Consider the following 14,489-nt stretch of genomic DNA (forward strand, 5'->3'; position numbering starts at 1 on the left):
CGAACGCTTGGATATGGGCGAGAAGGTCGGTCAGGCGTCGATATTCATCGACCAGCCCGCTCAAGGTCCAAACCCTTTCGTCATTAAGTTTTGAACGTCGCAGCTGCATCTCGCGTGGTCCTAGCCGCCGATGCCCGACTCCCAAGCCGGTTATTTCGTCAATCTCAATGGCAATGCCCCCGCCGAAGGTGACAGAACGGGCGTGAGCATATTCCGCACGTCTGTCGGCCCCCTGCCTGAGGGCGGCGACCAGAACTTTCCAGTCGGCAGCTAGCTTAGGCGTCGGGCCGGCTTCAATCGCTTTTGTAGTGACTTTGCAGCGAGTGAACAAATCCCTGTTCCCGAAGGCGCTGTAGACTGCACGCATTTGTGGACGAATTGGCCCATCCCACATTGAGAGAAAAACAAATTCGATAAAGTCATCGCATTCTTGATATCGGGAAACACATCGGCCTAGGTGGGCCCACGTTCGCTCCGCGTGGTGCGGGAATTGGGCATCCGCCGCTGTTATTTCCGCGTTGGTGAGCTTGGGCTTATCCATCACCTCATCGTGTCTTAATCTACGGTACTGAGCAACCTCCAGGCTAAGCCCCGAACTCCGGCCCTTCCTCATCCAATTCAGTGCGGCACGCCGGTCGTAGGCATTCGATAGACATCCCGGGTCTGCTGCGCGCCGTCAGCAGTAATCCCATCAAACTTGCGCCACGCTGCAGCCGAATTGCAGACGCGCGTGGCCATGAAAGAGCCCGTCGGCGTCATTGACCGGCAGATCTTTTTCTCTTTGGTTGGCGACTCTACGGCCTTGGCAGGGGCTTCTGACGTTTGCGCCTTTACGCCAATGGGCGTGAGGATCAGCGCAACTGCAACGCGATATTTCATCATTCGACTCCTGCAATTCGACCGAAAGTATACGATCGACCTTCGTATGCAAGAGCGTCACTGGGACTGACGTTTTCTGACCTAGCTAGCGCGCTGCTCCGCGCCAAACTCACCGCCTCCCTCAACACGAGGCGAGCGATCTCGGTCACTGAGTATCGTCCTGCCGTGGATCAATACTCGGAACGATCTGCCGCCACTGGTCGCTGATTGTTCTACGGGAGAATTGGCATGCTGCGTACCTTGCGTCCGGAAATTCTGAACGTCTCAGCGAACGAGGGGAGGGTGCTGATTGACGGGCCAGGCGTTGCTGTCACGCTCGACATCGAAGCAGCATCAGTCCTATCCGATCAGTTGCTCGCTGGGTGCACCTCGGCACGCCGGCAACAGCGTGACGCAATCGGTCAGGTGCCCATTCAGACCCTTGCTCACCAGTATAGCTGGCAGCGGGTTCAGTCAGGCTAGCTTGGGTCCTGACGGGAAGTAACCTAGGTTAATCTTAACCTTGTATGCCGAACGCGAGCTTGGCTCCCAAGAATTCGCTTTGTAACAAGCCGCCCCATGAACACGCCCTTTGGACACGACGCAGAAATCTTGCGTTCCGCGATCGCTTGGGCGCTTCACGTCGCCGACGTATCTAACAATCCGCTTGTGGCCTCTTTCTTAGCCGATGCACTTCACCATGCCGAGAATGACGCCTACCGCTCTTGCGCGGCCACTGGCGCTATCTTGCCAGGGTTGAACGTGTTTGCAGTGTCTGCGGACAGTTCAGCTGGATCGGAAGTTCGGTAACCAGAGTGCGATTCAGGCACCATCTCGAGCAGTGCGGCACGCATTGCTGTGAGGGCGTCCCGTTTTTCAAAGCTATCTTCGCGGGCCTTAGCGATCGTGCCGCGTTCGTCAGCCCCAGCATAGTACGGGACGAACCTGCTAAGCTTCATATTGGTCAAACCGGGCCGCAAGCCCGATGTTAAGCGCCGAATTCTGGGCCTTCCTTGTCGGGTAAAAGGCGTGGGGATCGTAGACCGATCGCTGCTCCGGCCGAGCCTGGCGGGGAAGTGGGCGCTTTAAAGCATCGGGGACCGGGTCGGGCAGGGTAGGCACCCCGCTTCCGTGCATCGTCTGAAAGACGGCGATCGCCTCGCCTTCCTTTATCCGCTTGCCGATCAGCGGCGCGCGCTCTGCGCTGACATAGCCCAGTTGGGTGCCGCGCTCGCTAAATATGGCAACGGCGTTCTCGTCGTATGGGTTGCTTGGCTCGAAGCGCAGCTCGACCGCTACGCCAGGCGCGCACAGCATGCACTCCCTGCGGCGGTTGCTCTTGCTCGTGTCCTCGTTCGGAAAGTTGATGCGATCAACGAAGGGCCGTCGCAGTAGTTCGGCGTAACGAACGCCTTTAATTGGCTATCTGGTAGGCGGACGGTTTAATACTGCGCACACCGCTATGCAAAAAGCGGTGAAACCTCTTGGCCTTGCTTTTTCGCACATGCACCGATGAGATTCTGGCAAAGGATATGACGCGGTCGTGAACACAAAAAATGCCCGGCTCGAAAAGCCGGGCATTTTAAGCTTCAGCCGTTGTAAGGGTCACCATTGGCCTAGTAACGCATTGCTTTGCACCCTGAAGGATACGTCAATGACGCCAATAGTGATCCCCAAGCTGATGGCAAAGTTAACCCCGAATGGGCTTGCCGATTGGCCAGTAGCGCATTTGAACCCCCAAATTTGAAAGTGCTTGTCTTTCGACAAGGGGATTTATGCATTGAATTTGTTTAGTAATTGCAACTCCACGCGGTTAAAGTGGATTAACTGAAAATTCTTGATGCCAATGCTAGCCCGCGCATTGCCGACTACGGTATATGCGCCGGATCGACGCAGCTGCCGCACAATGCTGTTGAATGGGGCCGTCACGCTCTGGCACCGACCGATTTCGCTATCCTGCTGCGCGGCCTCCCAAAAGATCACGAGGGGCCAGCGCTCGGGGCAGTGATGTCAGAGACAGCGCAGGGTTAGGCGGACCGCTGGTGTGCCTACGCGACCGTTGACGGTCTCGCGAAGCGCGGCTCTTATTGGATTTTCTGCATTGTCACTCCGTCGACGTTTGACCACTTAAACCCGACCCATGCCGTCCCCGGGTATCCGGACCATAGATGTGATCCGTGGCTGTGGACGACATAAGGAAGTCGACTTCGACCAGTTCGCGCCTGACCGTACGCTTAGGTGTCGGTCAATGGCGGTCGTCGCGCCACATCAATCCCTCCGCAGCCGCAATCGCGCTGGATTCAAATGAAAACAGCCGCCAACCTCGAAAGGTTGACGGCTGCCTTCACACGGCCGGACACTGGGACCGGCTGTGAAATCGGCTTAAGCGAATGCGATCTTCGCCTGGCGACGACGAACGCGCATCGACGAGCCGATACCGCCGATACCGAACAGCATGATTGCCCAGGTACCTGCCTCGGGAACTGCTGCCGTTGGCTCAAAGGTTGCGGTGCCGGCATAGGAGCCGTTACCACGCGAGAGGCCGTTCACGACGATCTGGTTCGTCGCACCTTTTGCGATCGCCACGTTGTTGATCTCGAAAAACTCGGACTTGCCGACAACAGTCTTCGACGCTGCGAAGCCATTGATGAACACCGACAGGATATCGAGGTCGGTAGGGCTGAAGAACCGCGTCGTGGTCGTGCTGAGCGTACCGCTAGCCAGACCGGCCTGGCCGATGATGAAATTGAAAGTATCCGTGAATGCACCACGCTTGATGCCCGCACGGCCAAAATCTGCCGAAACGGTACCATTCTTTATATCGCCGCTGACGGTGAACTCTGGGTCGTTCGGAGTGAAGGTAACTGCGTGAGCCGCTGGGGCCATCGCAAATGCGGATACGAATGCCATTGTCGAAAGAAGTAAACGCTTCATGATGGTCCCTTTTTACGTGTTCCCGGACGAAAAAAGTAAAGGGGGCTATAGAGTTATGCAATTGCCTGAAAACGGCCACCACCCAACCATTGTGTGGTTTCGGGACAATCGTGCATCGTGAGCGGAGTGCGATGAGCGTCATGAAATCGCGCGGCCGGATCGTTTGCATCCGGGGGCATTTTCCACGGTAGAAGCGTGCAATAGGCCCTGCTCAACCTTGGTTAACAAGACAAGAAGAATGACCTAAATCTCCAATAGTTGTTGACGGGCACACTGTTCTTCCAGCGACATTCAAGCCCCCCCGAGTTACGAGGTTTTCCGAACTATCCCGTGCCTCGTTCCGCCCGGCGATGGCAGGCAGGTTGAGAACAAAAAAGGAGCAGTATAGCTCGGGCGCTACCCTGATTCGTTGTTTGGATGCGCCCAATGAGAATGCAAACGCCGCGAGTTCGACTGCCGAGTTCGCCAAAGAGCAAGGCAGGAGCCTCGCTAGCCTCTCTACGATGATAGGGCGTAACGCCGCCGATCTAAAGCGGTTCGTCACTCGCGGTTCGCCGCGACTTGCACCGCGGCGTGCGCTGCGGCGGGCATTGCCGCGATCATCGTCGCAAGGCCGCCCAGCATGATCATCGACACCCTCAAACCAGGTGCTTCCGCCGAAGCCGGAGCGGCTCCGCAAGCCGCAGAAATCCGGGCCGAATCATGACATCTGGGGGGCAGAAAATACCATTTGAAAAATACCCCCAAATATCCCGCACTCTCAGTTCGCCGTATGGAACGTGTGAGAAGGAAAACCCCCACAAACGACGCAATTCTGCGCATTCCTGACGAGGTAAGGTAGTCACTATTTTAGATATTGGTGGGCCCGGCAGGAATCGAACCCGCAACCTAGCCGTTATGAGCGGCCAGCTCTAACCGTTGAGCTACAGGCCCCACCGCCGCCTGCGTTAGCGCAAGCGTTTCCAAAGAAAAAGGGTGCCAAAGAAAAAGGGCGCTCCCGAAGGAACGCCCTTTCCGACTCTAAAACGCTGTCGAGCGCAAGCGCCCGACACAGTCTTAGTTCATGTTGTCGGTCTTCTCGTCGGCAGCATCGCGGACGTTGTCTGCTGCTGCGTTCATGTTGTCGGCTGCGTTCTCGAGCACGTCGGTTGCGACAGCGTTCGAGGTGTTGTCCGCCATGGCGTCCATGTTGTCAGCCTGCATTTCCATGTTGTCAGCCAGCATGTCCGCGTTGTTCTCAACTGCGGCGGCTTCTGGCGACTTGCTGCAGGCTGCGACGGACATCAGGCCGGCGGCAGCAGCGATCAGAACGATCTTCTTCATTCGAATGCTCCCAAGCATAGTTTCACTCGCGGCCGACCCGATTGCCGTCGCGAAGCCCCGTCAAATAGCGGCCCCCGACCGGCGGTCAATCCGCTAAATTCATCGCCCAGCAAGCTTTGCGACAGTCCGATGACGGGCGGGTTGCCGCAACTGGTCACTTTCTTGGCACGACCGAGCCGATTTCCTCGGGCGCATTGGCCACGATCGCGAGCATCGTCGTCCAGGCCGCGACGTTCTGGCGAAGCTGCTCGGGATCGACCCGGTCGAGCGTATCGTCGGGGGTGTGGTGCGTGTCGAAATAGCGCGTACCCGACTGGTTGAGGTCGATCGCCGCGACGCCCAGCGCCATGGTCGGGCCGACATCGGTGCCGTCACCACCGACCCCTGCGCCGCGCGCGATGCCGAGCGGGGCGAGGGCGGAGGCGAGGCGATCGGCGACCGGCTTCGCGCTGTCGGGCAGGTTGGTCTCGAACCGCCAGACGCGGTCCGCGCCGAAATCGGATTCGCCCGCGGTCGCGTGACGCTCGGTCCTGTGCGCCTCGGCATAGGCCTTGCCGCCAAAACCGCCGACCTCTTCGGCACCGAACCAGACGACGCGGATCGTGCGTCGCGGGCGCGGGCCGTCGAGGATGCGCTTGGCCGCCGCCGCGGTGATCGCCACGCCGCTCGCATCGTCGAACGCGCCCGTGCCGAGATCCCAGCTGTCGAGATGCCCGCCGACCAGCACGATCCCCGCCTTGGGATCGGTCCCCGGCACCTCGGCGATGACGTTCCCCGATTCGTGCGTGCCCGTCATCCGCGGGGTCAGGACGAGCGTCATCGTGATCGGCTTGCCGCGCGTCGCGATCCGTTCGATCAGCTCGGCATCGGGCACCGACAGCGCCGCCGCCGGGATCGGCGTGACGCCCTCGGGGAAGTTGGTCGTGCCGGTATGCGGATTGCGGTGATGATCGGTACCGATCGAGCGGATCACGATCGCGGCCGCACCCTTGCTCGCCGCCATCGCCGGCCCCACGAACCGTGCAGGGCCGAACGCGCCATAGCTCGACCCGTCCTGCGTCGGCTCCATTGCATTGCCGACATAGGCGATCTTGCCCGCAAGGCTCCCTGCGGGTGCCGCCGCCAGGTCGCCATAGGTCTTGAACACCACCACCTGCGCGGTGAGCCCACCCACCGGCGTCGCACCCGAATTGCCGAGCGCGGTCAGCTTCAGCGCCTGCGGGAAGGGGGCGAGGATCGAGCCCGTCTCGACGCCGCGCACCCAGACGGGCATCTGGTACGGCTCGATCCGGACGTTCTTGAAGCCCAGCGCCTTCAGCTTGGTCACCGACCAGGCGCGCGCACGCGCCTCCGCCTCGGTCCCCGCCAGTCTGGGTCCGATCTCGGTCGTCATCCCCTCGACGATGTCATAGGCGACGTCGTCCTTGAGCGCAGCGTCGCGGAGCGCCGCGACCTTCGCATCGACCGGGGCAGGGGCGGGTGGTGCGGTCCGCTGTGCCATGAGAGGAACGGACAGGGTGGAGGCGGCCAATACCGCGAGCGTGTGCTTCATCATCCGCGACAGCCTATGTCGCCGCTCCCCGTTTGCCAACGGCCCGCCGCATCGCTATCTGCGCACGTCAAATCCCGCCTCATTCAAGCATGGAGCTCGGCACCCACATGGCCGTCCAGTATACCTACGTCATGAAGGGTCTGACCAAGACCTTCCCCGGTGCCGCAAAGCCCGTCCTCAACAACATCCACCTCCAGTTCATTCCGTCCGCCAAGATCGCGATCATCGGCCCCAACGGGTCGGGCAAGTCGACGCTGATGAAGATCATGGCGGGCATGGATCCCGATTTCACCGGCGAGGCCTGGGCGGCCGAGGGCGTCAATGTCGGCTATCTCGCGCAGGAGCCGCAGCTCGATCCGACCAAGGACGTGATGGGCAACGTCAAGGACGGCGTCCGCCCCGTCGCCGACCTCGTCGACCGGTTCAACGCGATCTCCGCCGAGATGGGCGATCCGAAGGACGACACCGATTTCGACGCGCTGATGGAGGAGATGGGCGATCTCCAGGCCAAGATCGACGCAGTCGACGGCTGGGCGCTCGACAGCCAGCTCGAACAGGCGATGGAGGCTCTGCGCTGCCCGCCGGGCGACGCGTCGGTGGTAAACCTGTCGGGCGGCGAGAAGCGCCGCGTCGCGCTCTGCAAGCTGCTGCTGGAGAAGCCGCAGATCCTGCTGCTCGATGAGCCGACCAACCATCTCGACGCCGAGAGCGTGTCGTGGCTAGAGAATTACCTCAAGGAATATACCGGCAACGTCATCCTCGTGACGCATGATCGCTACTTCCTCGACAATGTCGTCAACTGGGTGCTCGAGCTCGATCGCGGCCGCTACTACACCTATGAGAGCAACTATTCGGGCTATCTGGAGAAGAAGGCCCAGCGCCTCAGCCAGGAAGAGCGCGAAGAGGCCGGCAAGCAGAAGGCGATCGCCGACGAGCTGGCGTGGATGCGCCAGACCCCCAAGGCGCGCCAGACCAAGTCCAAGGCCCGTATCCGCGCGTTCGACGAGCTGATGGAGAAGCAGGAGAATCGCGTCGCCGGCAAGGCCGCGATCCTGATCCAGCTGCCGTCGCGTCTCGGCGGCAAGGTGATCGAGGCGAAGGGCCTGACCAAGTCGTACGGCGACAAGCTGCTGTTCGACGGTCTCGACTTCACGCTGCCGCCGGGCGGCATCGTCGGCGTGATCGGCCCCAATGGCGCCGGCAAGTCGACGCTGTTCAAGCTCATAACCGGTCAGGAAACCCCGGACACGGGCACGATCGAGGTCGGCTCGACCGTCAAGCTCGGCTATGTCGACCAGAGCCGCGACGATCTCGATCCGAACAAGAATGTCTGGCAGGAAATCTCCGACGAGCTCGAGATCTTCCGCTTCGGCAAGCAGGAGATGGGCACGCGTGCCTATGTCGGCGCGTTCAACTTCCGCGGGCAGGACCAGCAGAAGAAGGTCGGCCAGCTCTCGGGCGGCGAGCGCAACCGCGTCCACATGGCCAAGATGCTCAAGGAGGGTGGCAACGTCCTCCTGCTCGACGAGCCGACCAACGATCTCGACGTCGAGACGCTGCGTGCGCTCGAAGAGGCGCTCGAGACGTTCGCAGGCTGCGCGGTGGTCATCAGCCATGACCGCTTCTTCCTCGATCGCCTCGCCACGCACATCCTCGCCTTCGAGGGCGACAGCCATGTCGAGTGGTTCGAGGGCAATTACGCGTCGTACGAGGAGGACAAGCGCCGCCGCCTCGGCGACGCCGCCGACCGCCCGACGCGTCTGGCGTACAAGAAGCTCACGCGCTGAGCGTCTGAGACCCGCCGCGGCCCATGTTCCCGGGCTGCGGCGCCCCCCCATCAACCCCGTCATCCTGACGAAAGTCAGGATCCAGAGCCAAGAGGCGGGCCGCCCGTAACCCTGGATCCTGACTTTCGTCAGGATGACGAGGGTGGTGTAGGACCGAGCCGGCGCCTGCCACGCAAGCGCCATGTTGATCCCCTAACCGGGGTCGGTAGGAGACATATTGGTCCCCACGAACGGAGCAGGCGTGACAGTTATCGAACACTCCCCCGGTGGAGATGCCCCCCCGGGTGCGGGGGAGCTGCAATACCGGCTTCGCCAGCAATCGATACTGGCCGATTTCGGGATCGAGGCGCTGCGCGCGCGGGATCTCGAGCCTATGCTCCAGCGCGCCACCGAATTGTGCGGCGAGGGGATGCGTTCGAAATACTGCAAGTTTCTCGAATATCGCCCCGAACAGGACAGCCTGTTCGTGCGCGCGGGGATCGGCTGGGCGCCGGGCGTGGTCGGATCGGCCGAGATGCGCACCGATCTCGCCTCGCCCGCGGGCTTCGCGCTCGAGACCGGCCAGCCGGTGATCTCCAACCATCTCGAGAATGAGGAGCGGTTCCGTACGCCCGCCTTCATGGCCGAGCACCATATCCGCCGCGCGATCAACGTGCTGGTCGAGACGTCGGGCAAGCGCTTCGGCGTGCTCGAGGTCGACAGCCCCGACGAGGGCAAGTTCGAGCCCGCCGACCTCGCCTTCATGCAGGGGTTCGCCAATCTGATCGGCGTCGCGATCGAGCGGCAACAGGCCGAACAGCGCTTGAGCGACGCGATGGAGCATCAGGAGCTGCTCACGCGCGAGGCGAGCCACCGCGTCAAGAACAGCCTCGCGCTCGTCTCGGCGATGCTCAACCTCCAGATGCAGGAGGATGACGACCCGCGTATCACGCGGCTGCTCGGCGACGCGCAGGCGCGCATCACCGCGATCGCACAGACGCACGACCAGCTCTGGCGCGGCGAACAGGTCGGGATCGTCGCGCTCGACGACCTGGTCTGCGGGATCGCGACGGGGCTGGCCGAACAGGCGCCGCTGCACCGGATCGACTGCGACATCGACGCGATCCGGATCAGCGCGGATACCGCGATCCCGCTCGGCCTGCTCGTCACCGAGCTCGTCACCAACGCGATCAAATATGCTTACGGCGAGGGTGGCGGCGTCATCGCGGTGACGATTCGCAACGCCGACGGCCGGATCCTGCTGACCGTGTCCGACGACGGCGTCGGGCTGCCCGCCGATTTCGACCTCAAGGCCGCCTCGCGCAAAAGCCTCGGCATGCGGATGATCGGCAGCCTTGCCCGGCAGTTGCGCGGTACGATCGCCATCGAGAATGCCGCGCGCGGCACCTGTGCGGTCCTCGACATCCCCGACCCCAGGATCGTGCTCCCGGACTGATCGCTTGACGCGTGTATGATGTCCGTAGCACACCTCTCCCACAATGACGGGGTGGGGATGATGGACATGCTGATGATGCTAGCGGCCGCAGCGGCTGCGGTGACCGCGCCGCAGGGCGACAGGGTCAAGCCGATCGACCAGTGTTTCGCGATCTACCGCCCCGGCTCCCCCGCAGCCACGCAGGCCGCCGGCGCACCATCCGGCCAGACCGTCATCGGCGCAACCCGCCAGGTCATCCGCGCCATCCGCGTCGGCGGTCGGCCGGCCTGGGATATCGTCATCCATCAGCGTGTGCCGATGGCGAATTTCGCGATGCGCGATCACTTCGTCCTGAACCGCGACGATCTGACGCCGATCACCTTCGACAACAGCCGGAGCGGGGTCGAGCATGTCGCGCTTCGCTACACCCCCGGCCGCATCGTCGGAACGAAGACCGACAAGGCCGTCGTCACGCCGATCGACGTCGCGGTGGCTGACCCCATCTGGGAGGGCAATCTCTGGGGCGTGACGTTCGGCGCCTTGCCGCTCGCGATGGGCAAGAGCTTCTCGCTGCCCTTCTACCAGTATGACGGCGGGATCGGCCGCTTCACGCTGACCGTCACCGGCAGCCAGAGCGTCGCGACACCGACCGGGCCCGTCGACGCCTGGACCGTCGCAGTTCTCAAGGACGGCAAGCCGAGTGCCACCACGCTGATCGCGAAACGCGACGCGCGTGAACTGGGCAGCTTCGCCGCGCGGGGCGGGACGAAGCTTGGCGGCGACTGCACCGGTCTCGACTGAGCGACCGGTGCCCCCGCTCAGCGCACCCGCTTGACGTAGATCCGACCGCCGTCACGGCGTTCGGTCTGGAAATTGGGCACCGCCTCGATCAGCTCGGACAGATGGTTGAAGCCATAGTTGCGCGCATCAAAGCTCGACCGGTTGCCCGCGCGTTGGCCCAGTTCTGTCAGGCTCTGATAGCCCTTCTCGTCGCGCTTGCCCGCGTTGTAGGCGTCGATCAGCAGCTTGATCAGGTCCGACCCGATCGGCTCGCCGCCGCGCGAGCGGCGTGCCGCGGGCGTGGCGGGGGCAGGGGCCTTCTCGCCGCCGATCGCGGGCGGCAGCGACAGCGGCATCGGCTCGGATTCGTCGTCGAGCGCGCTGACGTCGATGAAGCGCGTGCACGCCTGGCGGAACCCCTCGGGCGTGCGGCTGGTGCCAAAGCCATAGACCGGCACGCCGTCCTGGCGGATCCGCATCGCCAGCGGCATGAAGTCGCTGTCCGACGACATGATCCCGAACCCGTCGATCCGGCCGCGGAACAGCAGGTCCATCGCGTCGATCGTCATCTTCATGTCGGTCGCGTTCTTGCCCTTGGTCAGGTCGAACTGCTGCTGCGGCTCGATGCCGTGCTTGATCGACATGTCGCGCCAGCCCTTGAGCGCGGGCTTGGACCAGTTGCCATAGACGCGCCGGACGTTGACCGTCCCGAGCTCGGCAAGGACGGTCAGCACCGGGTCGAGCGTCGCCGAGGAGGCGTTGTCGGCGTCGATGAGAAGGGCGACGTTGCGGGTTGTGGTATCGGCCATACCGCCGGGATTAGCCGCGCCCGCGCGCCGCGTCCACGCTCCACGCGCCGCCCCCCGCTGCGGCGAGGTAGAGGAACACGAAACAATAGAGCACCGCCGCCTCGCCGCCATTGGCGATCGGGAAGGGGCCTTGGGGCGCGTGCGCGAGGAAATAGGCCGCCGCCGACATGCCCGACAGCAGGAACGCCACCGGCCGCGTGAACAGCCCGACGATCAGCAACGCGCCGCCCACGACCTCGATTATGCCCGCGACGTACAGCAACGGGGTCATCGCCATCGGGAAGGGCGGCAGCCCGAAGAACTTGGAAATACCGTGGCTGAAGAAGACCAGCGCCACGACGATGCGCATCACGCTGAGCAGGCGGGGGGACCAGGTGGCGGGTATCGGCATGGGATCATCCTGAACGTCGTTGCGGTCCCGCTACGTCCTATGCACGCGTGCCTGCGTCAACGCGCCGGATGGAAACGGATCGTTCAGCGATGGGAGGTCAGGGATAGGCGATCGCCACGACCTCATATTCGCGCTCGCCCGCGGGCAGGTCGACGCGGCGGACATCACCGATCGCGGCACCCCTCAGCGCGCGGGCGAACGGCGAATTCCAGCCGATCCGCCCATTGCCCGCATCGGTCTCGTCATCGCCGACCAGCGTGAGCACGCGTTCGACATCCTCCTCGTCCGCCACCGTCACGCACGCGCCGAACCAGACGCGGCTGCGGTCCTCCTGCGCGGCGGGATCGACGACCTTGGCCGCCTTCATCCGTCGCGACAGCCAGCCGAGCCGCCGGTCGATCTCGCGCAGCCGCTTGCGCCCATAGATATAGTCGCCATTCTCCGAGCGGTCGCCATTGCCCGCCGCCCAGGAAATCACCTCGACGAGCTTGGGCCGCTCGCTGCCGAGCAACAGCTCATATTCCTCGCGCAGCACCGTATAGCCTGCCGGGGTGATGTAGTTGGGCCGATCCATGCGCGCCGTCTCGTCCGGTTCAGCCCGGCCGAGTCTTGCCGAGATACCAGGACGTGCGCGCGACGCTGCGGCTCTTGGCGCGGGCGGGGTTCATCAGGTCGTAGACGACCGCATTCTCGATCACGCGCTGCACATAGTTGCGCGTCTCCTGATACGGGATCGCCTCGATCCAGTCGATGATGTCGACCGCGCCGGTCCGCGGGTCGCCATTGGCGCGCAGCCACTTGTTCACATTGCCACCGCCCGCATTATACGCAGCAATCGCAAGCGGATAGCTGCCATAGTTCGCATAGATCCGCTGGAAGTAGCTCGACCCCAGCATGATCGACAGATTGGGATCCGTCGTCAGCGACGCCTGGTTGTAGGCGAGCCCGATCTTGCCCGACTGCTCGCGCGCGGTCGCAGGCATCAGCTGCATCAGCCCGCGCGCACCGGCATGGCTGACCGCGGCGCGATCGAACTGGCTCTCCTGCCGCGAGATCGCGTGGATGATCGTCCAGTTGTCCTCATAGCCCGCCGGCACGCTGACGGTCGGGAAGCCCGCCGCCGAATAGTCGCTGAGCCCGTTCGCCAGCGCGCTGCGCCCGACCATCACGCCGAGATCGGGGCGGTTGATGCGCGTCGACAGTTCGGCGGCGAGCGCGTGGTCGGTGTCGGTCGTCGCATCCGCGGCGATCTGGCGGACGAACGCGGTCTGGTCCTGCCAGTCGGCGATCTGGCCAAGGAACTTGACCGCGCGCACCGTCTCGCGCTGCTCGAACGCGGCGCGTACCGCAGGCGCGATCGCCAGGCTGGCCATCGGCGGTGGCGGGGTCAGCGCGCGGCCCATCCGCTCGGTCGCGAGCTGTCCGTAATATTGATCGCGGTAGCCGGCCGCCTGGGTGTAGAAGGCGGTGGCATCCGCCTGCCGGCCTGCCGCCTCGGCCGCGCGACCCGCCCAGTAATAGCCACGCGCGCGCACGACCGGCGAATTCGACCCGCGCGCATAGCGGTCGAACAGCGTCATCGCGTCCGCCGGCCGGCCGAGCTGCTTCATCGCCGCCTGCCCGCCGAGCCAGGCGAGATTGGTATATTCGTCGCGCTCGGCATAGGATTTGGCCGAGATGTTCGCCCCCGCCGGATAGGCATCGTCGATCTGCCGCGCGATGTCATAGGCGACCTGCCACTGGCCGTCATTCGCCGCGCCACGCGCATTGGTCACCAAAATCTCGTACCATTCGCCCGCATTGCCCGGCCGCGTGGTCAGCGCCCGCGGCCGCGCCAGCCAGGCGCGCGCGCTAGGGCTCGCACCGCTGTTGCGCAGCCACACCGCGCGGTCGGCGACATAGCCGGCATCGCCGCGATAGGTCTCCATCGTCGCCGCGGACAGGTCGGACGCGTTCGGCGCATTGGTCCGGAAGGCGAGCCGCGCCTCGAACAGCGCGCGCTTGGCCGGACTGACCAGCAGGATCTGGCGCTGCGCCGCGCTCGTCTGCCCCGACCAGAGCAGCGCGTCCATCCGCGCATCCTGATCGTCGCTCGACAGCGCGCCGGGAAAGCCCGTCGTCACCGCGACCTGATCGATCGGCGACAGCCCGCCCGATCGCCATGCGGTGCGCACCGCGGCATAGGCCCGGTCGCGCTGCCCGGTCGCCTGCAATGCGCGCGCATAGGCAAGATTGCCCGCCGCGGACTGCGGCGGATAGCGCGTGAAGAACGCGACGACGCTGCCCGCCGCACCGCTGCCGATCGCCGCCTGCCGCTCCGCCGCGCGGCGATTGGCGGTCTCGTTCGGCCAGCCCGGATGCGCCATCAGGAACCCGGCATAGCTGTCGAACGGCAGCGCGTCGGTCTGTTGCAGCGCGCGCCACTGCGCGATCGTCGAGGCGATCGCGCCATCGCTCGCCATCGGCTGCGCCTGCGGGCCGATATTCGAAAGCTGCGTCCGGTACCGGTCGAGCGTTTCCTGTCCGACCCCTGAAGATACCGCCGTGCCGGCCAGAGCCGCCAGAACGATGCTCGATTTGAACGCCAATGCTACCATGTGGACAGAATAGCAGTTCAACCCGTATCTGTCCTGAACGAAAC

The 14,489-nt window shown here is 63.7% G+C and carries 12 protein-coding genes and 1 tRNA gene; 3 read left to right on the top strand and 10 right to left on the bottom strand.

Going from position 1 to position 14,489, the window contains the following annotated elements; all coding sequences use genetic code 11:
- Positions 1-618: 618 nt before the first annotated feature.
- The 6 genes from GV027_RS00175 to GV027_RS00200 form a co-directional block, all read right to left on the bottom strand.
- Entirely contained in the window at positions 619-879 is a 261-nt protein-coding gene (locus GV027_RS00175) for a hypothetical protein (protein ID WP_236558975.1), read from the bottom strand.
- A gap of 927 nt (positions 880-1,806) precedes the next feature.
- Entirely contained in the window at positions 1,807-2,175 is a 369-nt protein-coding gene (locus tag GV027_RS00180) for an HIRAN domain-containing protein (protein ID WP_051916446.1), read from the bottom strand.
- Between the two features lie 1,065 nt (positions 2,176-3,240).
- Positions 3,241-3,792 (bottom strand): FxDxF family PEP-CTERM protein, encoded by a 552-nt coding sequence (locus GV027_RS00185; protein WP_159510564.1) that lies wholly within the window; start codon positions 3,790-3,792, stop codon positions 3,241-3,243.
- Between the two features lie 857 nt (positions 3,793-4,649).
- Positions 4,650-4,725, bottom strand: a tRNA-Ile gene (locus GV027_RS00190).
- Positions 4,726-4,848: 123 nt separating this feature from the next.
- The gene (locus GV027_RS00195; RefSeq protein WP_031393308.1) at positions 4,849-5,115 is read right to left on the bottom strand and encodes a hypothetical protein; all 267 of its coding nucleotides are present in this window, start codon (positions 5,113-5,115) and stop codon (positions 4,849-4,851) included.
- Positions 5,116-5,269: 154 nt separating this feature from the next.
- Complete coding sequence (locus tag GV027_RS00200; protein ID WP_159510565.1) at positions 5,270-6,670, bottom strand: M20/M25/M40 family metallo-hydrolase; 1,401 nt, start codon at positions 6,668-6,670, stop codon at positions 5,270-5,272.
- Positions 6,671-6,774: 104 nt separating this feature from the next.
- On the opposite strand from GV027_RS00200, the gene ettA reads away from it, so the two are divergent.
- The 3 genes from ettA (at position 6,775) to GV027_RS00215 (ending at position 10,669) form a co-directional block, all read left to right on the top strand.
- A complete protein-coding gene (gene ettA, locus GV027_RS00205; protein WP_159510566.1) occupies positions 6,775-8,454 on the top strand; it encodes an energy-dependent translational throttle protein EttA in 1,680 nt (559 codons plus the stop codon).
- A gap of 241 nt (positions 8,455-8,695) precedes the next feature.
- On the top strand, positions 8,696-9,889 hold the full coding sequence (locus tag GV027_RS00210) for a sensor histidine kinase (RefSeq protein ID WP_235188280.1): 1,194 nt from the start codon (positions 8,696-8,698) through the stop codon (positions 9,887-9,889).
- Positions 9,890-9,955: 66 nt separating this feature from the next.
- Positions 9,956-10,669, top strand: coding sequence for a DUF3108 domain-containing protein (locus GV027_RS00215; RefSeq protein ID WP_159510567.1), 714 nt, complete (start codon positions 9,956-9,958; stop codon positions 10,667-10,669).
- 17 nt (positions 10,670-10,686) lie between these two features.
- Here GV027_RS00215 and GV027_RS00220 read toward each other — a convergent pair whose 3' ends face one another.
- From GV027_RS00220 to GV027_RS00235, 4 genes are all read right to left on the bottom strand, one after another.
- The gene (locus tag GV027_RS00220; RefSeq protein ID WP_159510568.1) at positions 10,687-11,457 is read right to left on the bottom strand and encodes an NYN domain-containing protein; all 771 of its coding nucleotides are present in this window, start codon (positions 11,455-11,457) and stop codon (positions 10,687-10,689) included.
- Positions 11,458-11,467: 10 nt separating this feature from the next.
- Entirely contained in the window at positions 11,468-11,848 is a 381-nt protein-coding gene (locus GV027_RS00225; RefSeq protein WP_159510569.1) for a DoxX family protein, read from the bottom strand.
- 97 nt (positions 11,849-11,945) lie between these two features.
- Positions 11,946-12,422: a transcription elongation factor GreB gene (gene greB / locus GV027_RS00230; RefSeq protein WP_031439512.1), complete on the bottom strand. Its 477-nt coding sequence runs from the start codon at positions 12,420-12,422 to the stop codon at positions 11,946-11,948.
- A gap of 19 nt (positions 12,423-12,441) precedes the next feature.
- Entirely contained in the window at positions 12,442-14,445 is a 2,004-nt protein-coding gene (locus GV027_RS00235; protein ID WP_159510570.1) for a lytic transglycosylase domain-containing protein, read from the bottom strand.
- Between the last annotated feature and the right edge of the window lie 44 nt (positions 14,446-14,489).

Origin of the sequence: Sphingomonas sp. T1 (genome assembly GCF_902506585.1) — a bacterium.
Taxonomy (GTDB): Bacteria; Pseudomonadota; Alphaproteobacteria; order Sphingomonadales; family Sphingomonadaceae; genus Sphingomonas; species Sphingomonas aerolata.